The sequence below is a fragment of the Priestia sp. HNGD-A6 genome (assembly GCF_045784335.1).
Lineage (GTDB): Bacteria > Bacillota > Bacilli > Bacillales > Bacillaceae_H > Priestia > Priestia zanthoxyli.
Window position 1 is genome coordinate 3,732,180 of sequence record NZ_CP138621.1, and the last position, 22,307, is coordinate 3,754,486.

General features: G+C 38.7%; 20 protein-coding genes and 1 other annotated feature. All 20 genes read left to right on the top strand.

Translation table 11 applies throughout. The features are described 5' to 3' along the window. Position 1: 1 nt before the first annotated feature. The 20 genes from SCI76_RS19130 to SCI76_RS19225 all read left to right on the top strand — a co-directional run bounded on the left by SCI76_RS19130 (position 2) and on the right by SCI76_RS19225 (position 21,973). A complete protein-coding gene (locus SCI76_RS19130; protein WP_168761255.1) occupies positions 2-2,260 on the top strand; it encodes a penicillin-binding protein in 2,259 nt (752 codons plus the stop codon). Between the two features lie 69 nt (positions 2,261-2,329). After that, positions 2,330-4,246, top strand: a complete 1,917-nt coding sequence (locus SCI76_RS19135; protein ID WP_013084856.1) for a stage V sporulation protein D — start codon at positions 2,330-2,332, stop codon at positions 4,244-4,246. Positions 4,247-4,457: 211 nt separating this feature from the next. After that, on the top strand, positions 4,458-5,921 hold the full coding sequence (locus tag SCI76_RS19140; protein ID WP_407544125.1) for a UDP-N-acetylmuramoyl-L-alanyl-D-glutamate--2,6-diaminopimelate ligase: 1,464 nt from the start codon (positions 4,458-4,460) through the stop codon (positions 5,919-5,921). Positions 5,922-5,982: 61 nt separating this feature from the next. Continuing rightward, positions 5,983-6,957, top strand: a complete 975-nt coding sequence (gene mraY, locus SCI76_RS19145) for a phospho-N-acetylmuramoyl-pentapeptide-transferase (RefSeq protein WP_013058961.1) — start codon at positions 5,983-5,985, stop codon at positions 6,955-6,957. Then, complete coding sequence (murD, locus tag SCI76_RS19150; protein WP_028411474.1) at positions 6,958-8,307, top strand: UDP-N-acetylmuramoyl-L-alanine--D-glutamate ligase; 1,350 nt, start codon at positions 6,958-6,960, stop codon at positions 8,305-8,307. Between the two features lie 61 nt (positions 8,308-8,368). Next, positions 8,369-9,469 carry a stage V sporulation protein E gene (gene spoVE / locus SCI76_RS19155; protein WP_013058959.1) on the top strand — a complete coding sequence of 367 codons (1,101 nt, stop codon included), beginning with the start codon at positions 8,369-8,371 and terminating at the stop codon, positions 9,467-9,469. 540 nt (positions 9,470-10,009) lie between these two features. Next, the gene (murB, locus tag SCI76_RS19160; protein ID WP_028411473.1) at positions 10,010-10,915 is read left to right on the top strand and encodes a UDP-N-acetylmuramate dehydrogenase; all 906 of its coding nucleotides are present in this window, start codon (positions 10,010-10,012) and stop codon (positions 10,913-10,915) included. Between the two features lie 153 nt (positions 10,916-11,068). Then, positions 11,069-11,827: a cell division protein FtsQ/DivIB gene (locus SCI76_RS19165; protein ID WP_016765445.1), complete on the top strand. Its 759-nt coding sequence runs from the start codon at positions 11,069-11,071 to the stop codon at positions 11,825-11,827. 425 nt (positions 11,828-12,252) lie between these two features. Beyond that, a complete protein-coding gene (ftsA, locus tag SCI76_RS19170; protein WP_168761254.1) occupies positions 12,253-13,548 on the top strand; it encodes a cell division protein FtsA in 1,296 nt (431 codons plus the stop codon). Between the two features lie 41 nt (positions 13,549-13,589). Further along, on the top strand, positions 13,590-14,747 hold the full coding sequence (gene ftsZ / locus SCI76_RS19175; protein ID WP_013058955.1) for a cell division protein FtsZ: 1,158 nt from the start codon (positions 13,590-13,592) through the stop codon (positions 14,745-14,747). Between the two features lie 276 nt (positions 14,748-15,023). Then, entirely contained in the window at positions 15,024-15,947 is a 924-nt protein-coding gene (gene spoIIGA, locus SCI76_RS19180) for a sigma-E processing peptidase SpoIIGA (protein ID WP_014458377.1), read from the top strand. 30 nt (positions 15,948-15,977) lie between these two features. Beyond that, positions 15,978-16,697 carry an RNA polymerase sporulation sigma factor SigE gene (sigE, locus tag SCI76_RS19185; RefSeq protein ID WP_013058953.1) on the top strand — a complete coding sequence of 240 codons (720 nt, stop codon included), beginning with the start codon at positions 15,978-15,980 and terminating at the stop codon, positions 16,695-16,697. Between the two features lie 148 nt (positions 16,698-16,845). After that, positions 16,846-17,625 (top strand): RNA polymerase sporulation sigma factor SigG, encoded by a 780-nt coding sequence (gene sigG / locus SCI76_RS19190; protein WP_013058952.1) that lies wholly within the window; start codon positions 16,846-16,848, stop codon positions 17,623-17,625. 345 nt (positions 17,626-17,970) lie between these two features. After that, positions 17,971-18,225, top strand: a complete 255-nt coding sequence (locus SCI76_RS19195) for a YlmC/YmxH family sporulation protein (protein ID WP_013058951.1) — start codon at positions 17,971-17,973, stop codon at positions 18,223-18,225. A 74-nt stretch (positions 18,226-18,299) separates the two neighbouring features. After that, the gene (pgeF, locus tag SCI76_RS19200) at positions 18,300-19,121 is read left to right on the top strand and encodes a peptidoglycan editing factor PgeF (RefSeq protein WP_063248569.1); all 822 of its coding nucleotides are present in this window, start codon (positions 18,300-18,302) and stop codon (positions 19,119-19,121) included. Between the two features lie 7 nt (positions 19,122-19,128). Next, on the top strand, positions 19,129-19,812 hold the full coding sequence (locus SCI76_RS19205; protein WP_048019827.1) for a YggS family pyridoxal phosphate-dependent enzyme: 684 nt from the start codon (positions 19,129-19,131) through the stop codon (positions 19,810-19,812). A gap of 16 nt (positions 19,813-19,828) precedes the next feature. Then, positions 19,829-20,296, top strand: a complete 468-nt coding sequence (locus SCI76_RS19210) for a cell division protein SepF (protein ID WP_014458381.1) — start codon at positions 19,829-19,831, stop codon at positions 20,294-20,296. 3 nt (positions 20,297-20,299) lie between these two features. Beyond that, positions 20,300-20,569: a YggT family protein gene (locus SCI76_RS19215; RefSeq protein ID WP_028411469.1), complete on the top strand. Its 270-nt coding sequence runs from the start codon at positions 20,300-20,302 to the stop codon at positions 20,567-20,569. 51 nt (positions 20,570-20,620) lie between these two features. Then, complete coding sequence (locus SCI76_RS19220) at positions 20,621-21,394, top strand: RNA-binding protein (RefSeq protein ID WP_013058946.1); 774 nt, start codon at positions 20,621-20,623, stop codon at positions 21,392-21,394. Between the two features lie 84 nt (positions 21,395-21,478). Further along, positions 21,479-21,973: a DivIVA domain-containing protein gene (locus SCI76_RS19225; RefSeq protein ID WP_013058945.1), complete on the top strand. Its 495-nt coding sequence runs from the start codon at positions 21,479-21,481 to the stop codon at positions 21,971-21,973. Positions 21,974-22,042: 69 nt separating this feature from the next. Continuing rightward, positions 22,043-22,263: a binding site (T-box leader), on the top strand. Positions 22,264-22,307: the final 44 nt, after the last annotated feature.

Below are 22,307 nucleotides of genomic sequence, written 5' to 3' on the forward strand. Positions count from 1 at the left end.
GATGACTACGCCAAGAAAAAATAGCAATATTAGTACAGGAGCAGCAATATTAATTTTAATATTTGCATTGCTCTTTTTTGTATTAGCCATCAGGTTCTTTTACATCCAAGCGACGGGTAAAGCAAATGGAGAAGTTTTAGCCGAAATTGCACAAAAACAGCATACGCGAACGTCCAAAATTGAAGGACAGCGCGGTACGATTTACGATCGAAATGGAGAAGCAATCGCCCAAGACACGGGTGCTTATACGGTTGTGGCAATTTTGAAGGAGTCGCAGTCAGAAGATAAAAAACATCCACAGCACGTGGTAGACCCTGAAAAGACAGCTGAAAAGCTAGCGCCGCTACTGAATATGGACGAATCAAAAATTGAAAGCATGTTAACGAGAGGAATTAAAAGGAAGGCATTCCAAGTCGAACTTGGTCCTGGAGGCCGTGACATTGATAACGTGCTAAAGCAAAAAATTGAGAAACTAAACCTCCCAGGTATTACGTTTTTACGTGATTCGAAGCGTTTCTATCCAAACGGTGTATTTGCCTCAAGTATTTTAGGATATGCACAAAAAGATGATACGGGCAAAATCGTAGGGAAAATGGGAATTGAAAAAGTATTTGATAAGCAGCTTTCTGAAGAAGATGGATATGTGAAATACGAAGCTGCTAAAAACGGAATTAAGCTTCCGGATCCAAAAGAGTCAATTGTAGCTCCTAAAAACGGAGACAGCGTTACGCTTACGATTGATGAAAAAATTCAGACGTTCTTAGAAGATGCGATGACAACAGCAGCTAAAGAGTACAAACCAGAAGAACTAATGGCAACGGTAGTGAATCCGAAAACTGGTGAAATTTTGGCGATGTCAAATCGACCTTCATTTGATCCAAATATTCGTGATATCACTTCTTATCGCAATCCGTTTGTTGAAAACAGCTATGAGCTTGGTTCAACGATGAAAATCTTTACGCTAGCAGCCGCGATTGATGCAGGCGTTTATAACGGCGAAGACCGCTATCAGTCTGGGTCTTATAAAGTAACGAAAAACAGCGTTCCAATTAACGATCACAACGCTGGGGTCGGCTGGGGAGCTATTACATTTAATGAAGGAATCCAAAGGTCTTCAAACGTAGCGGTCGCTATTTTGGCAAATGAGAAACTGGGCACCGATCGTTTGTATAAATACTTAGATAAGTTTGGATTTATGGATAAAACGGGGATTGACTTGCCAAACGAAGCTTCCAGCAAATTAGTAACGAAGTACCCGAGAGACCGAGTTACCACTGCGTTTGGACAGGCATCTGCTTTTACGCCTATTCAAGAAATTCAAGCGGCTACTGCGATTGCGAATGACGGCAAGATGATGAAGCCTTACGTGATTAAACAAGTAGTCGATGAAACAAATAAAAAAACGATTAAAAAAACGAAACCTACCGTGGTAGGACAACCAATTTCTAAAAAAGCAGCGAACGAGACGCTAGGTATTTTAGAAACCGTTGTTTCTTCAGAGAACGGAACAGGAAAACCATACGCAATTGAAGGGTATGATGTTGCTGGAAAAACCGGTACAGCTCAAATTCCTGGTCCTAGCGGAGGTTACCTGCATGGACATGGGAAAAACTTTATTTCCTTTATGGGCTTTGCACCAGCAAAAGATCCAAAGCTGCTTGTCTATGTAGCCGTTAAAAATCCGACTCTCAAGCCCCAAGAGGCAGGGAGTGAACCCCTTGTTGCTGTATTTAATCCGGTTATGAAGAATAGTTTACAGTACTTAGGTGTAGAGCCTACTAAGAAGGATGAAGACGGGAAAGAAACGGAAGAGAAGAAAGTGGATTCAGAAATTAAGCTTAAATCTTACGTTAATGAATCAGTTGATAGTACCGTGAAAGACTTAAAACAAAAAGGCCTTATTCCTGTTGTAATAGGTAAAGGAGATACGGTAGAAAGCCAATTACCGACTGCTGATACAATTATTACTGGACAGCGCGTGTTCATTAAGACAAACGGAAAAGCCACAATGCCTGATTTAACAGGTTTTTCACATCGTGACGTTATTCGCTTTAGTGAATTTGTCAACGTTCGACCTAGCGCACTTGAAAATGGTTATGTTGTAAGTCAAAGTATTAAAGCAGGAGATCCGCTAAAATCAGGAACGTACCTGAAAGTGGAACTTGAAACGCCTAAAGAATTTTCAAGCACGTTAAATAAGTTAAAAGAAACAGAAAAAAGTGAATCTGACAGTAAAAAAGACGATAAGCAACTTGACTAGAAAATAAGTTCTAGTGAATCCTGTACAAGCATATATTGGAACGAGCCGATTCAGAGGAGGTTCTAATATATGCGGGTATCAGGAGTCACAGTTCGTAAAAGGCTAGCCATTGTTTTGTTTGTCGGTTTTATTGTGTTTTTGATTATTGATACAAGGCTTGGATATGTACAGTTGCTGACTGGGGATACGCTAACTGAAAAAGCCAAAGACTTATGGAGTCGGAATATTCCTTTTGAACCTGAAAGAGGAAAGATACTAGATCGCAATGATGTGGCACTTGCTACAAATAAAAGTGCACCGACCGTTTTAGTTATGCCAAGACAAGTTGAAAATCCAGCTGTTACGGCTGAAAAGTTAGCAAAAGTGCTGGGAGCATCAAAAGAAAAAGTATATGAACAAATAACAAAAGCTTCTTCTAGCGTATATTTGCGTCCTGAAGGAAGAAAAATTTCACATGCGAAAGCAAATGAAGTGCGAAATTTAAATTTAAAAGGCGTATATATAGCTGAGGATTCGAAGCGGTACTATCCGTTTGGAAGTTATTTGTCGCATGTATTAGGCTTTGCGGGAGTAGATAATCAAGGGTTAACGGGCCTTGAATTATATTATGATAAAGAGCTAAAAGGACAAAAAGGTTCAGTTAAATTGTATTCTGATGCTAAAGGTAAAAAGATGCCCAATATAGCCGATGACTACACAGCGCCTGTGGACGGGCTCGATTTGAGATTGACCATTGATTCACGTGTGCAAACAATCATGGAGCGTGAGTTGGATAATGCTCAGACAGCTTATAATCCAGATGGTATGATTGCCATTGCCATGAATCCTAAAAACGGTGAAATTTTAGGTATGTCAAGTCGTCCGGGCTTTGATCCGACGGATTTTAAAAATGTGAAGCCTGAGGTGTATAATCGCAATCTTCCAATCTGGAGCGTATATGAGCCCGGATCAACGTTTAAGATTATTACACTGGCAGCTGCTCTTGAAGAAAAGAAAGTGGATTTACTAAAAGATCAATTCTACGATGATGGAGCCGCGGAAGTTGGAGGAGCGAGACTTCGCTGCTGGAAAAAAGGCGGACACGGACAGCAGTCTTTTTTAGAAGTTGTACAGAACTCATGTAACCCTGGTTTTGTGGAGCTTGGAGAACGTTTAGGAAAAGAGAAATTGTTCAAATACATTAAAGAATTTGGCTTTGGTCAAAAAACAGGTATTGATTTACAAGGGGAAGCAAAAGGAATTTTGTTCCCGCTTGAGCGCGTGGGGCCGGTTGAACAAGCTACAACAGCTTTTGGGCAAGGGGTTGCTGTTACTCCTATTCAACAAGTAGCTGCTGTTTCAGCAGCCGTAAACGGTGGAACGCTTTATGAACCTTATATTGCAAAAGAGTGGGTGGATCCAACTACCGGAAAAGTTGTAAGCAGTCATAAACCGGTTGCTAAGCGAAAAGTTATTTCCGAGGAAACGTCTAAGCAAGTGCGTTTTGCTCTTGAAAGTGTAGTCGCACAAGGAAGCGGAAAAGGAGCTTTTGTGGAAGGGTACCGCGTTGGAGGAAAGACGGGTACGGCGCAGAAAGCTCAAAATGGAAAGTATTTAAAAAATAATCACATCGTTTCTTTTATCGGTGTTGCACCAGCAGATAACCCTGAAATTGTCGTGTATGTTGCGGTTGATAATCCAAAGGGCACCATTCAGTTTGGTGGAGTGGTAGCAGCTCCGATTGTAGGTAAAATGATTGAAGACAGTTTGCGTGTGATGGACGTTAAACCGCGTAAAGGACAAATTGAAAAAGAGTTAACGTGGCTGGACACACCAATGATAAAAGTACCAAATGTCGTAGGAATGTCAAAAAAAGAGTTACAAGAACAGCTACTTAATTTAAAATTAGATGTGAGTGGCGAAGGAGATAAAGTGGTCAAGCAGTCTCCTGCAGCCGGAACGAAAGTTAAAGAAGGCGAAACGGTTAGAATTTATATGGGAAAATAAAAATCTCTATAAACTATTATTCTTCCTTGCATGATAATCAGCAGGTTACGCTGCGTGTGAACATGAAATCAACAAATAAGCCTTGGGGGTGTTCCCTCCGGGCTTCTTTTTCTGTAAAATGTAATAGGTTAGGTGCTAGAAAAAGAAGAATAGTTGCCATAGCGTCTTATAACAAACGTTTCACTTTACAAATAGAGAGGACATGGTAGGAATGGATTTACGAGAACTACTAACACATTTACATGATTTTGTTCAGCTTCCTGAACAGAATATTGATATTACGTCAATTGAAATGGATTCAAGAGAAGTTAAGCCCGGAGCATTGTTCATTTGTATAGACGGCTATACGGTTGATGGTCATAGCTTTGCACAGATGGCTGTGGAAAAAGGGGCAGTAGCAATCTTAGCAGAAAAGCCTGTGGATGTAGAAGTGCCCGTTGTACGCGTGAAGAGTACAAAGCGAGCAATGGCAGTGCTGGCGGATGCTTTCTACAATCAGCCCACACAAAAAATGCATTTAATTGGTGTAACAGGCACAAATGGAAAAACAACGATTACACATTTAATTGAGCATATCTTTAAATCACAGTATAAAAAGACGGGTCTAATTGGAACGATTGAAATTCGTATTGGTGATACGTCTTATGATGTGAAAAACACAACGCCTGAATCGCTGACTCTTCAAAAAACATTTAATCAAATGGTGGAAGAGAATGTAGAAGTAGCGATGATGGAAGTATCATCTCACGCGCTTGACTTAGGACGCGTACACGGGTGCGACTTTGACGTGGCAGTATTTAGTAACTTAACGCAAGATCACCTCGACTATCATCATACAATGGAAGATTATCGTCGTGCGAAAGGGTTGCTATTTGCACAGTTAGGAAATGCTTATAACCATACTCGTCCTAAATTTGCTGTTCTTAATGTCGATGATGCGGCAACCGAGGAATATATTAAAAACACGGCTGCTACAGTGATTACGTATGGTATTGACCGTGAAAGTGATATTCGTGCAACGAATATTCAAATTACAAACAGCGGCACAACGTTCGATTTGACAACACCGACAGAAACGGTTTCTGTAGAAATGAAGCTTATTGGGAAATTTAGCGTCTACAACGTATTAGCGGCTACGGCTGCATGTTTAGTATCTGGTCTCCCTCTGTCAGTTATTGTCGAGGAAATAAAAGTGTTAGAAGGTGTGTCTGGGCGTTTTGAAGTGGTTGATGCGCAGCAAGATTTTACGGTTATCGTGGATTATGCCCACACGCCGGACAGCTTAGAGAACGTGTTAAAAACTGTAAAAGAATTCGCAAAACGCAATATATATGTTATTGTTGGTTGTGGCGGAGATCGAGATCGTACAAAACGACCAATCATGGCTCGGATTGCAGCTGAATACAGTACACAAGCTATTTTGACATCTGATAATCCACGAAGTGAAGATCCATTGGCTATTTTAAAAGATATGGAAGAAGGTTTGGATACAGATAACTATGTGACGATTGCTGATCGTGCAGAAGCTATTCGCTATGCAGTGGAAACAGCGCATGCAGATGATGTTATTGTCATTGCTGGAAAAGGGCACGAGACCTATCAAATTATTGGTAAAAAAGTATTCGATTTTGACGATCGAGAAGTAGCACGCAAAATGATTGAGGAGCGAAAGTAGTAATGAAATGGGTAGAGAACAAAATGAGTCGGAATGAGTTGGAAGTTAAGGAGGGGGCATCGTGCTAGAACAATCAATTTTATTGACAATCGGCGTAGCCTTTTTGATTACGGTTGTATTGTCGCCGATTTTTATTCCCTTCTTAAGAAGATTAAAGTTTGGTCAAAGTATTCGTGATGAAGGCCCGAAATCTCACCAAAAAAAATCAGGTACACCTACAATGGGCGGTATCATGATTTTATTATCTATTATTGTGGCAACTCTTATTATGGTCAATCAATATGCAGAACTTACATATAAGACGTTTCTATTATTATTTGTCACAATCGGATTTGGTTTATTAGGATTTTTAGATGATTTTATAAAAGTAGTGTTAAAGCGTAACCTTGGATTAACATCTAAACAAAAGTTTTTAGGTCAGGTTGTCATTTCAATTATTTTTTACTTTATTGCAAGACAGTTTGAGTTTTCAACTGAAGTGACGATTCCAGGAATTAAAGACCCAATCGATTTAGGTTGGTTTTATGTTGTTTTCCTCATCATCTGGCTTGTTGGTTTTTCAAACGCGGTCAACTTAACGGATGGATTAGACGGACTTGTATCTGGTACAAGTGCGATTGCTTTTGGTGCATTTGCAGTTCTCGCCTGGAATGCAGAGCAGTTTGAACTATCTATTTTCTCAGTTGCTGTAGTAGGAGCTGTGTTAGGATTTTTAGTTTTTAACGCCCATCCTGCAAAAGTGTTTATGGGAGATACGGGTTCTTTAGCGCTAGGAGGAGCTATCGCTACGGTGGCTGTCTTAATGAAAATGGAATTCTTGCTTGTTATTATCGGTGGTGTGTTTGTTATTGAAACATTATCTGTTATTATTCAAGTCGCATCTTTCAAAACAACAGGAAAACGTGTGTTTAAAATGAGCCCGCTTCATCACCATTACGAGCTAAGCGGCTGGTCGGAATGGCGCGTAGTTATGACTTTTTGGGCTGTAGGACTATTATTTGCAATGCTTGGAATTTATATCGAGGTGTGGATTTAAATGAAATCAGTCAATACGTATCAAGGTAAACAAGTACTTATTTTAGGATTAGCCAAGAGCGGTTTAGCAGCCGCTCAGTTAGTTAAACAGCTTGGTGCTAAAGTAGTCGTTAATGATCAAAAACCGTACGAAGAGAACGCAGCAGCACAGGAATTAGAAAAAACGGGCATTGAAGTTGTCTGTGGACATCATCCGCTTGAGCTTTTAGACAAAGCGGACGTTATTGTAAAAAACCCTGGGATTCCGTATTCAAATGTTCTATTGCAAGAAGCATTAAAGCGACATATTCCGATTTTAACAGAGGTAGAATTAGCTTATGAAATTAGCGAAGCTCCTTTTATCGGAATTACGGGAAGCAATGGGAAGACAACAACAACAACGCTCATTTATAAAATGTTAGAAGAAGATCAAAAGCAGCCGTTGATTGCTGGAAATATTGGAACAGTAGCTTGTGAAGTAGCGCAAAAAGCAACAAAGGACAATGTAATTGTAACGGAGCTTTCTTCTTTTCAGCTGATGGGAATTGAAAAATTCCGTCCGAAAATCTCTTTATTATTGAATTTGTTTGATGCTCACTTAGACTATCATGGTACAAAAGAGGAATATATTAAAGCGAAAGCAAATCTCTTTAACAATCAAACAAGTGAAGACTTTGCCGTTATTAATGCGGATGATGAGCTAGTGATGAAAGCTAGTGCAAATATTAAAGCGACAAAAGTACCTTTTTCTGTTACAGCTCAAACGACAGAAGGAGCGTATATTAAAAACGAAACGATTTTCTTTAAAGATGAAGAAGTGATGTCGTTAAAAGATGTGGTGCTGCCAGGCAAACATAATCAAGAAAATATTTTAGCAGCTGTATCCGTTGTGAAGCTGTACGGCTGTTCAAATGAAGCTATCTACTCCGTGCTCACAACGTTTGCTGGTGTTAAACACCGCGTTCAATATGTCACGACAATCAACAAACGTAAGTTTTATAATGACTCTAAAGCTACAAATATGCTTGCTACAAAAGTAGCTCTTTCCGCTTTTTCACAGCCGACGATTCTACTTGCAGGCGGACTCGATCGCGGCAATGAGTTTGATGATTTAAAAGAAGAGTTTAAAAATGTGAAAGCTGTTATTACGTTTGGTGAAACGGCTCCTAAAATTGAACGCGTAGCCAAAGAAGAGGGAATACAAATTGTAAAACGTGTCGATAATGTTAAACAAGCAGTTTCAGAAGCATATGCTTGTTCAGATGAAGAAGATGTTATTTTATTATCTCCTGCTTGTGCAAGCTGGGATCAATTTAAAACTTTTGAAGAACGTGGTGACATCTTTATTGAATCTGTGCATAAACTGAAATAAGGGCTTGTCTAAACACCTAGAAAATACACTAGCCCTAATCTATTTTTAGAGGTGTGTGACAGTGTCGACAAAAAGGTCTACCCCAGATTTTTTTCTCATAATCGTTACGCTTTCCTTGCTAACCATCGGCCTTATCATGGTATACAGTGCAAGTGCGGTATGGGCTACATACAAGTTTAATGATTCTTTTTTCTTTGCTAAACGCCAGCTCTTATTTGCAGGGCTTGGAGTATGCGCGATGTTTGTCATCATGAATATTGATTATTGGATGTGGCGTACGTGGGCAAAGCCAATTGTAATCATTTGCTTTGTTATGCTGGTACTTGTATTGATTCCGGGAGTAGGGCTAGTACGGAATGGGTCGCAAAGTTGGATAGGAGTTGGAGCGTTTTCGATTCAGCCTTCAGAATTTATGAAGTTTGCTATGATTATATTTTTAGCGAAATATTTATCAGAAAACCAGAAGAAAATTACATCCTTTAGAAAAGGAATGTTACCGGCGTTATTACTGGTTTTCTTACCGTTTGGCATTATTATGATGCAGCCGGATTTAGGAACTGGAACGGTGCTTGTTGGAACTTGTTTAGTCATGATTTTTGTTTCAGGAGCAAAGGTAAGTCACTTTGCAGGTCTTGGGTTGCTTGGCGTTGCCGGTTTTGTAGGGCTTGTTTTATCAGCTCCTTATCGGATTAAACGCATCACCTCATTTTTAAATCCTTGGGAAGATCCGCTTGGAAGCGGGTTTCAAATCATTCAATCTCTTTATGCAATTGGGCCGGGGGGATTGCTTGGATTAGGGTTAGGGCAAAGTAGACAAAAGTTCTTTTATCTGCCGGAACCTCAAACTGATTTTATTTTTGCTATTCTGGCAGAAGAGCTTGGTTTCATCGGAGGAACACTTGTTCTGCTTTTGTTTAGCTTATTGCTTTGGAGAGGAATTAAAGTAGCGCTGGGAGCACCTGATCTTTACGGAACGTTCTTAGCCTTAGGAATTATTTCAATGGTTGCGATTCAAGTCATGATCAATATAGGCGTGGTAACAGGTCTTATGCCTGTTACGGGAATTACGCTTCCATTTTTAAGTTACGGCGGATCGTCGCTGACGCTCATGCTGGCAGCAGTTGGAGTTTTGTTAAATGTTAGTAGATATTCTCGCTATTAATTGAAAAAAATTGTATAATGTCAAGTAGGCAATGGTCTACTGAAGTAAACCGTCATCTTAAATCCAAGTGCACGCCGGATTTTGTTGGCGGTTTATTTTCGATTTTTTACAGATAGATGATATTTTTGTATGAAATGTTTTTAAAATGTAATGTTGTGATAACCAATTTTGAGTCCAACTATGGTATGATGTGTAAGGTTAAATGTTTTATCTTAGTGAGTAGGTGAACGTATGTGCACTTATGAGCGTAGCGTTTTTTTATGACTGTCAGCATGTGTTTAACTTCTAAATGAAAAACGATAAAAAAACAATCAAAATTACTTTATATAGCAGATGAACGTACATTCTATGGGTGAATGTCATACGATAAATAAAAATGATGAAATTGACAACAGAATAGAGTGCCTTCGTAGAAAAAAGGTATCTTACAAGGTGCTGCTGCTTAGTTATGAATCTGTTCTTATTATTCTTATGCATTAGAAGTAAGGGCGCATTGACATGAAAGTTTTATAACAGCAAAGAGGGTTTTAGGAGGTTCTTATGGAAGCGTTAGTAAAAGAGTTAGTCGAAGCGAATATTGGAAAGGTTCGTGAAAATGAACCGCTAGCAAAACATACAACAATGAAAATTGGTGGTCCAGCAGATGTGCTTGTAGAACCTGATTCTGTTGATCACTTAAAAGTTACAATGGATATGATTAAAAAACACGGCGTGAAATGGAGAGCGATTGGTCGAGGATCTAATCTTCTTGTTTCTGATAAGGGAATTGAAGGTGTGGTCATTAAGCTCGGAGCCGGATTAGATGATTTAACAGTAGATGGAGAGACGGTTACTGTAGGTGGGGGATACCCTAGCATCAAGCTTGCAACAGTTATTACAAAACAAGGTCTGTCTGGATTGGAGTTTTCAAGTGGAATTCCTGGATCTGTGGGAGGCGCTGTTTATATGAATGCAGGTGCCCATGGTTCTGATATGTCTCATGTAGTCGAAAAAGCGCTGATTTTATTTGAAGATGGCACTCTGGAGTGGCTGACAAATGAAGAGCTTCAATTTTCGTATCGTCATTCCATTCTACAAAAAGACCGTCCTGGAGTATGTGTAGAAGCTGTGCTGCGTTTGAAAAAGGGAACGAAAGATGATATTGTGGCGGTCATGCAGAAAAATAAAGACTATCGCCGTGAAACACAGCCTTGGAATTTCCCTTGTGCAGGAAGTATTTTTAGAAATCCGCTTCCAAATTATGCAGGAGACTTAATTGAAAAGTCCAACTTAAAAGGTTTTTCAGTAGGCGGTGCGCAAATTAGTGAACAGCATGCGAACTTCATTGTCAATACAGGAGATGCAACGGCTTCAGACGTGCTGAATTTAATTGCTCATGTTAAGAAAACAATTAAAGAGAAATTCGATATTGATATTCATACAGAAGTTGAGATTATCGGTCGCTAATTACTCAGCCCTTCGCTGTATGGCTATGCGTGAAAAGGTAGCTTTTATGTGTTTATTCTATGCTATAATGGGGATATTCTCATGAAGCAAAGATTGGAAATAAATAGATGGTAAGTCCTCGTTTATTTTCTCAAATGGATAAGGGTGAAAAAAATGGAAAAAGGTAAGTTAATTGTTTTAGAAGATCGTGTACCGAAGCTGCAAGAACAGCGAAAGCAAAAAGCAAATAGACGGCTTATTTTGTATTTATCACTCTTTTTCATCCTTATTTTATTTATTGTATATTCTCAATCTTCTCTGAGTAATGTTTCTAACATTGAAGTACAAGGGAATAAACATGTAAGTGATAAGGATATTGTCAAAGCGAGTGGTCTGTCCAAAAAAACCAGCTACTGGAAAGCTGACGCTGATCAAATTCAAGAAAAAGTCGAAAAAAACCCTGAGGTAAAGGAAGCTGTCATTCATAAAACATTTCCTAATAAGGTTGTAATCGACGTAAAAGAGTACGCAAGAATTGCATATGTAACCTCGGGGAATAAATATTTCCCTGTGAATGAAAATGGAAAAGTTTTAAAAGAAGTAAGTGCTAAGAAAGTGTCATCCGACGCTCCGTTGCTAATTGACTGGAAAGACGGAGACGCTATACAAAGCATGGTTCAAGAATTAGCTAAAACGCCTAAGAGCATAAAAGGGGCTATTTCTGAGATTTACTATGCGCCGACAAAATCAGAACCTCTTCACATCGAGGTGTTTATGAATGATACGCGTGAAGTAAGCGGGAAAATTAGCAACTTCTCTGATAAAATTGTTCATTACCCAGCTATTGCAAGTAAATTGAGTGATGATCAAAAAGGTATTATTGATTTAGAAGAAGGATATGCATTTAAACCTTATAAAAAGAGCAAGCAGTAATTATTTTTTATAAGTGTTAATTAAAGGAAATAGATGAGTTGAGACTGGCAAACTAGCCCTTGTACATTGTATAATCACATGCAAGTATTCTGCATACATATGATTTTCTTCTCCGGTGCTGTGAAATGGAAATGTAATATTTGTTCTAGGTAAGTTTCGCTTTTCTCAGTGTACATCTTAGTGTAGACTTGTAGTTAAATAGCTTTTTTCAGTGAATTTTAGGCTTAAATCTAAAAAAAAGTCAAAACCAGAACGTTTTGTTCTTTGAAAGAGATAAAGTCTGTGAAAAACTTGAAAAAAATTGATTTTACAAAAGGGAAACAGATGTATTTGTTGAATATTTTCATATAATAAAAAATTAATATTGTTGTTCTTCTTAATTTATTAAGATGACATGTGCAGAAAGAAAAAGGAGGTGCCAAAGAATGAACAGCAATGAAATATACGTTAGTTTAGACATCGGTACATCCAGTGTGAAAGTAATCATCGGAGAGATGAGTAACGATTCATTGAATATCATTGGTGTAGGGAATGTTAAATCACACGGACTAAAAAAAGGTTCTATCGTTGATATAGATGCAACAGTTCAATCTATTAGAAAAGCAGTAGAACAAGCTGAACGAATGGTAGGCATTACAATTAAAAAGGTTGTAGTGGGCATAAGCGGAAATCATGTATTTTTACAGGATTGTCACGGAGTAGTAGCCGTGTCAAGCGAAAATCGTGAAATTACAAACGAAGATATTCATCGAGTAATTGATGCTGCTCAAGTCATGTCTATCCCGCCAGATCGTGAAATCATTGATGTTATTCCAAAGCAATTTATTGTAGATGGCTTAGAAGGTATTAACGATCCTAGAGGTATGATTGGGGTACGTTTAGAAATGGAAGGCACAATCATAACGGGATCTAGAACGGTTTTACATAACTTATTACGCTGTGTAGAAAGAGCTGGTTTAGAAATCAGTGATATTTGTTTACAGCCTCTAGCCGCTGGTTCAATTGCATTATCTCGTGATGAAAAAAACTTAGGTGTCGCACTGGTAGATATCGGTGGGGGTTCAACAACGGTTGCGATCTTTGACCAAGGACATTTGAAAGTAACAAATGTACTAGCTGTTGGCGGAGAGCACATTACCAAAGATTTATCGATTGGCCTTCGCACATCGACTGAAGATGCGGAAAATATTAAGATAAAGCATGGACATGCTTTCTACGATCATGCTTCTGAAGAAGAAGTATTTAGTGTACCGATCATTGGAAGCGATCAGCATCAGCAGTTTAATCAGCTCGAAATCTCTGATATTATTGAAGCTAGATTAGAAGAGATTTTAGATATGATTACGCAGGAGATAAACCGCCTAGGATACAAAGATATTCCAGGAGGATTTGTTCTAACAGGCGGAGTAGTAGCGATGCCTGGTATTCTTGAGCTAGCTCAAGTGATTTTAAAGAATAACGTGCGCATAGCAGTGCCTGATTATATTGGAGTACGTGAGCCGCATTATACAACAGGCGTAGGATTAATAAAATTTGCATACAAAAATGCTAAAATACAAGGCCGGGAAATTGGAGCGCCAGTTGTGGAAGAAGAGCCGATTGAGCAAGAAATGATCAAACCTAGCCCGAAACCACAGCAGCCGCAACAATCAGCTGAGCAGCCGAAAAAGAAAAATGACCAAAATTTAATGAAGAAGTTTTTTGGATACTTCTTTGATTAACGTTACGGATTGGTAATTTCGAAGAATTAGGAGGAACTATCATGTTGGAGTTTGATACAAGTGTAGACCAATTAGCGACGATTAAAGTAATCGGTGTCGGAGGCGGCGGTAACAACGCGGTTAACCGAATGATTGAACATGGCGTCCAAGGTGTAGAATTTATTGCAGTTAATACAGATGCACAGGCATTAAATTTATCAAAAGCTGAAACAAAAATGCAAATCGGCGCTAAATTAACAAGAGGATTAGGTGCAGGTGCTAATCCGGAAGTTGGTAAAAAAGCAGCTGAAGAAAGTAAGGAACAAATCCAAGAAGCACTAAAAGGTGCAGACATGGTTTTCGTAACAGCTGGTATGGGTGGAGGAACTGGAACTGGTGCAGCTCCAGTCATTGCCCAAATTGCTCGTGAGCTAGGAGCACTAACGGTAGGTGTTGTTACTCGTCCGTTTACGTTTGAAGGCCGTAAGCGTTCTACTCAAGCGGCAGGCGGCATCGCGTCAATGAAAGAAGCAGTGGATACGCTGATTGTTATTCCAAATGATCGCTTATTAGAAATCGTTGATAAAAACACGCCAATGCTAGAAGCGTTCCGTGAAGCTGATAACGTATTACGACAAGGTGTGCAAGGTATTTCAGATTTAATCGCAGTTCCTGGATTAATTAACTTAGACTTCGCTGACGTGAAAACAATTATGTCTAACAAAGGATCTGCACTTATGGGTATCGGTATTGCGACTGGTGAAAACCGCGCTGCTGAAGCAGCTAAAAAAGCTATTTCAAGTCCACTTCTTGAAACATCTATCGATGGAGCTCAAGGTGTGTTAATGAATATCACAGGCGGTACAAACCTAAGTCTTTACGAAGTACAAGAAGCTGCAGATATCGTTGCTTCGGCTTCTGACCAAGAAGTGAACATGATCTTTGGATCTGTTATTAACGAAAACCTAAAAGATGAGATTGTTGTTACAGTTATTGCAACTGGCTTTAGTGACCAAGATTTATCACAGCCAAAACCAGGTCGTCCTTCGTTATCGGCGAATCGCATGCAGCAATCGACACAGCAACCGGCTCCACAGCCGAAGCGTGAAGTAAAGCGTGAAGAACCTGTACAGCAAGAATATACGCGTCCATCTCAGCCGCAGTCTGAAGATGCGCTAGATATTCCAACATTCTTACGAAACCGTAATCGTAGACGCTAAGAAAATAAAAAGCCAAGACCTCTGTTTTATACAGAGGTCTTTTTTTATGCAATGAATCTAGAAAACTCAAAAAGAGTATAAAAAACATTCGACATGGTCAATATGACGCCTTCAAAGGGTTTGTGTTTTCTTTCTAAAAGTGGTGTGACAAATATCGAATGATTTCCTCAAAAATACTGCTTGTTTCTCGGCATGAACTGACAGACTTTCTAATAGGATGTACTATATACTAATTTTTAACAGAAAAATTCAGAAAGAATGGAGAGGTTATAAACATTGCCAATCTATTTAGATTTAATATGGATGCTGAATTTTGGGTTAGATACGATCTTACTAATGTTATGTGCTGTTGTACTTAAACGGAATTACAAGTGGTGGCGGCTTTTGCTTGGCGGCTTTATCGGTTCATTGATTGTCCTTCTTATGTTTACACCTTTTTCTCATCTTATGGTTCATCCTGCTATTAAAATTTTATTCTCGTTTTTTATGGTATTGATGGCGTTTGGTTATAAACGACTGCGCTTTTTCTTTGAGAATTTATTAACGTTTTATTTTGCAACCTTTGTTGTGGGTGGAGGGTTAATGGGCGTTCACTTTTTATTTCAAGATCAGTTCCTTGTTCTTAATCAAATGGTTGATACGAAATCTCCACAGTTTGGTGATCCTATTAGCTGGATATTTGTTCTTATTGGTTTTCCGCTATTATCTTATTTTTCAAAAGCACGAGTTGATGATTTGCGAATGAAAAATATTACATTTGATCAGCTGGTAGATGTAGAAGTTATTTTAAACGAACAGACGCTGTCGATGAAAGGACTTATTGATAGTGGGAATCAGCTTGTAGATCCGCTGACGAAAACCCCGGTTATGATTGTTACAGCAGATTCTTTAAAAGAAATATTGCCTGAAGGCTTAATGGAATTAAGCAAAAATGTCCAATCCTTTTCACACAGCGAAGATATTGATCAAGAGTGGTATTCAAAAGTCCGCTTTGTCCCTTATCGAAGCGTGGGCCAAGCCAATCAGCTGCTTCTTGCTCTAAAGCCAGATATGGTAAGGCTGGTGCATCAGTCCAATACGATTGAAGTCACTAAAGTATTAGTAGGTATTAGTCATACAACGCTTTCAGTGGAGAAGCAATATGAATGTATTGTTCATCCGAAGCTCATTGTTATTGGAGAAGTAAGTTCCGCATCGTAAAAGGTGTGAACAAATAAAGGAGGATACAGAATGGCTACATATCGAATTCGATTTCAATTATGGTGGTACAAATTATTAATTAAACTTAAGCTAAAAACAGATGAAGTGTACTATATAGGAGGAAGTGAAGCTCTTCCACCGCCGCTGACAAAAGATGAAGAAGAAGTGCTCCTGAAAAAACTCCCATCAGGAGATGAAGCAGCACGTTCACTGTTGATTGAGCGTAATTTGCGACTGGTTGTTTATATTGCCCGCAAGTTTGAAAATACGGGAATCAATATTGAGGATTTAATTAGCATCGGCACCATCGGTTTAATTAAAGCAGTAAACACGTTTAATCCTGAAAAGAAAATTAAGCTAGCGACGTACGCCTCTCGCTGTATTGAAAATGAAATTTTAATGTATTTGCGCCGCAACAATAAAATTCGATCTGAAGTTTCATTTGATGAGCCGTTAAATATTGATTGGGATGGAAACGAACTGTTATTGTCTGACGTGATGGGAACCGAAGAAGATATTATCACAAAAGACCTGGAAGCCAATGTAGATCGAAAACTTTTGTTGAAAGCACTGCACCAATTAAATGATCGCGAAAAGCAAATTATGGAGCTGCGCTTTGGGCTAGCCGGCGGAGAAGAAAAAACGCAAAAAGATGTAGCTGATATGCTAGGCATTTCTCAGTCTTATATTTCAAGGCTCGAAAAACGAATTATTAAACGGCTGCGAAAAGAATTTAATAAAATGGTTTAAGTAAAAAAGCTGATTGTATAAGGGCTGAGAAGCATCTTATACAATCAGCTTTTTTAGCGTGGAATTGTCAGAATTGTAAAAGTGCATATTTTTTCCTTCTGAGGAGATACTGAATTCAGAACATCATCTCCTGTTAGGAGGGAAAGAGTTGACAAGAAATAAAGTAGAAATTTGTGGAGTAGATACTTCGAAACTTCCCGTATTAAAAAATGAAGAAATGCGAAAGTTGTTTAAACAAATGCAGGCTGGAGATGGAACAGCAAGAGAAAAGCTAGTAAGCGGAAATTTACGTCTCGTACTCAGCGTGATCCAACGTTTTAACAATCGTGGAGAATTTGTTGACGACTTATTTCAGGTTGGATGTATTGGATTAATGAAATCCATTGACAATTTTGATTTAAGTCAAAACGTGAAGTTTTCTACATATGCTGTCCCAATGATTATAGGGGAAATTCGCCGCTATTTACGTGACAATAATCCAATCCGTGTTTCTCGTTCCCTTCGTGATATTGCTTATAAAGCTCTTCAAGTTCGTGAAAGGCTTATGAGTGAAACATCCAAGGAACCTACAGCTGAGGAAATTTCAAAAGTCCTAGAAGTACCGCATGAAGAAATTGTGTTTGCTTTAGATGCTATCCAAGATCCGGTTTCTTTATTTGAACCTATTTACAATGATGGCGGAGACCCAATCTATGTGATGGATCAGCTAAGCGATGAACGCAACCGTGATTCAACTTGGATTGAAGAAATTGCTTTGCAAGAAGGTATGAGAAGATTGAACGAGCGAGAAAAACTAATTTTACGAAAGCGCTTCTTCCAAGGTAAAACACAGATGGAAGTGGCTGAAGAAATTGGTATTTCTCAAGCGCAGGTTTCTCGTTTAGAAAAAGCTGCTATTAAACAGATGAATAAAAATATTCAAAGTTAACAAAAGCTCTCTAAACTGGCAGCTGCCCGTGTTCATACAATCAATACCATTCACTTTATTTGATGTTCAACTTAATAAGCATCGTGTCTATAAAAACGGACACGGTGCTTATTTTGTATGTATCAATGAATATATGACCAAAAGATATTCATGTTAGATTTCCTATTGCTATGAGGACTTCTCGCTGCTTGTTGAGAATGTCTCTTGATGAAAAACTGTGTAATTAGTGAACAAAATGCTTATAGAAAGAGAATGGCAGAGAAAAAATAAGCTTTTCCTTCATGAAATGAAAATTTGAAAATATATATAGGCTAAGGAATAAAGTTGGCTATAGGAGGAGAGAGCATGTTAAAGATTTCAGAGTTTCAGCTGAAAGATGTAGTGAATGTAGCTGATGGCAAAAAACTTGGAAATGTAGGGGATATTGATATTGACTTAACAACGGGAAAAATACAGGCCGTCATTATCGGAGGCTCTCGTGTATTGGGCTTCTTTGGAAAAGATGATGAAATTGTGATTCCGTGGAAAAATATTGTGAAAATTGGTTCCGATGTCATTTTAGTACGTTATAAAGACGCATTTCAGCCTGAAGAGAATTAGTTTTTTGTCAACAGCACCTAGCAATCTGTGGTACAATATGTGAGAATAAATGAAACAAGGGATGTGTCACATACATGAATCCTGAGCCATTAAAAAAAAGCCATCACGAGTCGTTTATGTGGCTGAGCCCTTGGGTAGAAAAGAATGATATGCTTGTTGTTGGTTTCACCACAAAAAATGGTGGCGTGAGTAAACCTCCATTTGCTTCTTTTAACCTAGGGCTTCACGTAAACGATAACGTAGAAGATGTTATTACAAATAGAAAAATTTTAGCAGCCGAACTAGACATGTCTTTTGAAAGCTTTGTATGTGCTGAACAAGTACATGAAGCAACTGTTCAAAAAGTAACAAAAGCCGACTGTACAAAAGGACTCTACAAGTATGAAGAGGGCATAAAAGCAGCGGATGGCATTTATACAAATGAATCTGATATTTTGTTAGCTTTATGTTATGCAGATTGCGTTCCGCTGTACTTCTATGCGCCTGATCACCATTTAGTTGGTCTTGCTCATGCTGGGTGGAAGGGAACAGTAAAAGATATTGCAAAAAATATGATTCGGCGGTGGGTAGAGCAAGAAAATGTTCCGGTTGAAGATATTTACGTGGCGATTGGCCCTTCGATTGAAGATTGCTGTTATGTTGTCGATAACCGCGTCATTACACAAGTAAACGAAGTAGTTGGCCAAAATGGATATCAAGAAGTAAGCCCTGGACAATACGCGCTTAATTTAAAAAAAGTCAATAAGCTGCTGATTCAAAACGCAGGCGTATTGCCGGAACGAATTTTAACATCGTCGTATTGTACAAGCTGTGAAGATGACCTGTTCTTCTCACATCGCCGCGACCAAGGGAAAACAGGACGCATGTTTAACTTCATAGGCTTTAAGGAGGAGTAATTACATAGTGACAGCTAGCGTAAGTGAAAATCTAGAAGCAGTTCAACAAACAATTGCTGAAGCATGTAAAAAAGTTAATCGAAATCGAGAAGATGTAGAGCTGATTGCTGTAACAAAATATGTTTCCACAAAACGAGCAGCAGAAGCAGTGGATGCAGGCATTTTACATCTTGGAGAAAACAGGGATGAAGGTCTTCTAGAAAAGTATGAATCAATCGGTGAGAAAGCGACCTGGCATTTTATCGGAAGCTTACAAACAAGAAAAGTAAAACATGTGATTGATAAAGTTGACTATATTCATTCACTAGACCGATTATCTTTAGCAAAAGAAATTGATAAACGTGCAGGACATCGTATAAAATGTTTTGTACAAGTTAATGTTGCCGAAGAACAATCAAAGCATGGCCTTGCTGTAGAAGAGGTAATTCCATTTATTCAATCTCTTGAAACATTTACAAATATCCAAGTAGTTGGATTAATGACCATGGCTCCTCACACAGATGACGAGTCCTTGCTTCGCAGCTGTTTTCAAGGTCTAAAAAAATTGCAGAGTCGTATACAAGAACTAAACTTGCAATATGCACCGTGTACGGAGCTATCAATGGGAATGTCAAACGATTATGCAATTGCAATTGAAGAAGGAGCAACATTCATTCGACTAGGAACCACGTTAGTTGGGAATGAACGTTAAGGAGGTGTAATTCAAGATGAGTATGAAAAATCGCTTTAGAAGTTTCTTTGCTCTTGATGACGATACTGAATATGTAGAAGAACATTACGAACAAGAAGAGTCGGTAGAAGAGCCTGTACAGCAGTCGAGACCAGCAGTGAAAGCTAGTCAGCAGCCGAATCAGCAGCAAAACGTGATTAGCTTACAAAGCGTTCAAAAATCATCAAAAATGATGCTTTGCGAACCTCGCGTCTATGCCGAAGCACAAGAAATTACGGATCATTTAAAAAATCGTAAAGTCGTAGTTGTTAATTTACAGCGCATTCAACGAGATCAAGCAGTGAGAATTGTCGACTTTTTAAGTGGTACAGTTTATGCTTTAGGCGGGGACATTCAAAAAATTGGAACCGACATCTTTTTATGTACACCTGATAATGTAGACGTAAGCGGAAGCATTTCAGATATGATGGGAGAACACGATACAACAAACGTAAAGAGGTGGTAGTTTTTGGACATCGTTTTTGGGATTCTCGCAAAATTGATTGGGCTTTACTCATGGGCACTGATTATTTACATTTTGATGTCTTGGGTACCCGATGTAAGGGCCTCTAAGTTTGGTCAGCTGCTTGGCAGTATTTGCGAGCCTTACTTAGAGCCTTTTCGTAAAATCATTCCGCCTATTGGCATGATTGATATTTCACCTCTTGTTGCAATCTTTTTACTACGATTTGCGGAAAGAGGCGTGTATTCACTTAATAATGTGATGGGGTTTATTTAAAAAAGGAATCGCTGGATTCCTTTTTTACATACCAATAGTAGGAGTAATAATATGTCTATTTATGAACATTTTAGGCAAGAAGAACATGGGTTTATTGATCAAGTTCTTCAGTGGAAAGAAGATGTCCTACATCAATACAGCCCAAAATTAACGGACTTTTTAGATCCAAGAGAGCAGCAGATTGTGACGGCTATTGTTGGGACTGAAGGAGAGGTTCAAGTTTCATTTGATGGTGGACAACCGTTTGCTGAACGCAAGCGTGCGCTGCTATATCCGGATTACTATGTGCCTGAAAGCGAAGATTTTCAGTTGCATATGTACGAATTGAATTATCCTAAAAAGTTTGTGACGATTGAACATCCTCAAGTTCTTGGTTCGGCGATGTCCTTAGGACTGCGCCGTTCAAAATTTGGCGATATTTTGGTCGCGGGAGACGATATTCAGCTTGTAGCTGCAGAGGAAATTTCTTCTTATATTGAGATGAATTTAACATCAATTGGAAAAGCCAAAGTTTCACTTTCTTCTATTCAAAGAGAGCAGCTGCATGTGGTAAAAGAAGAGCTGATTGAACACGTTTATACAGTTTCTTCAATGAGGCTTGATGTTTTGCTGTCGACCATTCACAATCTATCAAGACAAAAAGTCCAGCCGTTTATTGCAAATGGAGCGGTAAAAGTAAATTTTAAAGTCATTGAACAGCCTTCTTTTGAATGTCATGAAGGTGATATTTTGTCGCTTCGTGGCCACGGCAGAAGTCGTATCGTTTCACTTGAAGGCAAAACCAAAAAAGAAAAATGGCGAATTGTTGTAGGGAAGCAGAAATAAAGAAATCTACTAGCAGGAAATTTTAAAAATATGTCGAATAAACCATTACTAATGATGTAATGAGACAACACGGAGGTGGCCTAGATGCCTTTAACCCCTTTGGATATTCATAACAAAGAGTTTAATCGCGGGTTTCGCGGATATGATGAAGATGAAGTAAATGAGTTTCTTGACCAAGTAATTAAAGACTATGAGCTGGTAATGCGTGATAAAAAGGAGTTAGAAGGAAGGGTATCTGAATTAACAGATCGTCTTGGACATTTTACTAACATCGAAGAAACGTTAAATAAATCAATTTTAATTGCTCAAGAAGCAGCGGAAGATGTAAAGCGAAACGCTGAAAAAGAAGCGAAGCTCATTATAAAAGAAGCAGAAAAAAATGCGGACCGTATTATTAATGAAGCACTGTCTAAGTCTCGTAAAATTGCGATGGACATTGAGGAGACGAAAAAGCAGTCTAAAGTATTTAGAACTCGTTTCAAAATGTTAATTGAAGCACAGCTTGAAATGTTAAACAGCGATGACTGGGATCAGTTGATGGATTATGAGATGCCAGCGCTAGAAGAAAAAATTGACTAGTCAAGACATCATCTTGACTTCTCACGTTTTGTTGTCATATAATTTGGTAACAGATGAAATTTCATATCAAACAGTACGGAGACAGGGACAGTAGCTTTTTTAGTTTGTCAAAGCGAATCGAGGATGGTGCGAGCTCGATAACAAACAAAAAAGTGAAAATCACCCTAGAGTACCATTGCTGAAATGATGATAGTAAGCAGTGGCGGTTTATTCACGTTACGAATGCAAAGAGGATTTGCGTGCAGCAAATCTACTAGGGTGGTACCGCGGGAGGCCTTCTCGTCCCTTTTTGGGATGAGGAGGTCTTTTTGTTATGGTGCAAAAAGATATGAAA

Bases quoted from the DNA above. Each gene is read 5' to 3' on its own strand.
- SCI76_RS19130 (WP_168761255.1), top strand. From the start codon at position 2: ATGACTACGCCAAGAAAAAATAGCAATATTAGTACAGGAGCAGCAATA.
- SCI76_RS19135 (WP_013084856.1), top strand. From the start codon at position 2,330: ATGCGGGTATCAGGAGTCACAGTTCGTAAAAGGCTAGCCATTGTTTTG.
- SCI76_RS19140 (WP_407544125.1), top strand. From the start codon at position 4,458: ATGGATTTACGAGAACTACTAACACATTTACATGATTTTGTTCAGCTT.
- murD (WP_028411474.1), top strand. From the start codon at position 6,958: ATGAAATCAGTCAATACGTATCAAGGTAAACAAGTACTTATTTTAGGA.
- murB (WP_028411473.1), top strand. From the start codon at position 10,010: ATGGAAGCGTTAGTAAAAGAGTTAGTCGAAGCGAATATTGGAAAGGTT.
- SCI76_RS19165 (WP_016765445.1), top strand. From the start codon at position 11,069: ATGGAAAAAGGTAAGTTAATTGTTTTAGAAGATCGTGTACCGAAGCTG.
- ftsA (WP_168761254.1), top strand. From the start codon at position 12,253: ATGAACAGCAATGAAATATACGTTAGTTTAGACATCGGTACATCCAGT.
- ftsZ (WP_013058955.1), top strand. From the start codon at position 13,590: ATGTTGGAGTTTGATACAAGTGTAGACCAATTAGCGACGATTAAAGTA.
- sigE (WP_013058953.1), top strand. From the start codon at position 15,978: ATGGCTACATATCGAATTCGATTTCAATTATGGTGGTACAAATTATTA.
- SCI76_RS19195 (WP_013058951.1), top strand. From the start codon at position 17,971: ATGTTAAAGATTTCAGAGTTTCAGCTGAAAGATGTAGTGAATGTAGCT.
- pgeF (WP_063248569.1), top strand. From the start codon at position 18,300: ATGAATCCTGAGCCATTAAAAAAAAGCCATCACGAGTCGTTTATGTGG.
- SCI76_RS19210 (WP_014458381.1), top strand. From the start codon at position 19,829: ATGAGTATGAAAAATCGCTTTAGAAGTTTCTTTGCTCTTGATGACGAT.
- SCI76_RS19220 (WP_013058946.1), top strand. From the start codon at position 20,621: ATGTCTATTTATGAACATTTTAGGCAAGAAGAACATGGGTTTATTGAT.
- SCI76_RS19225 (WP_013058945.1), top strand. From the start codon at position 21,479: ATGCCTTTAACCCCTTTGGATATTCATAACAAAGAGTTTAATCGCGGG.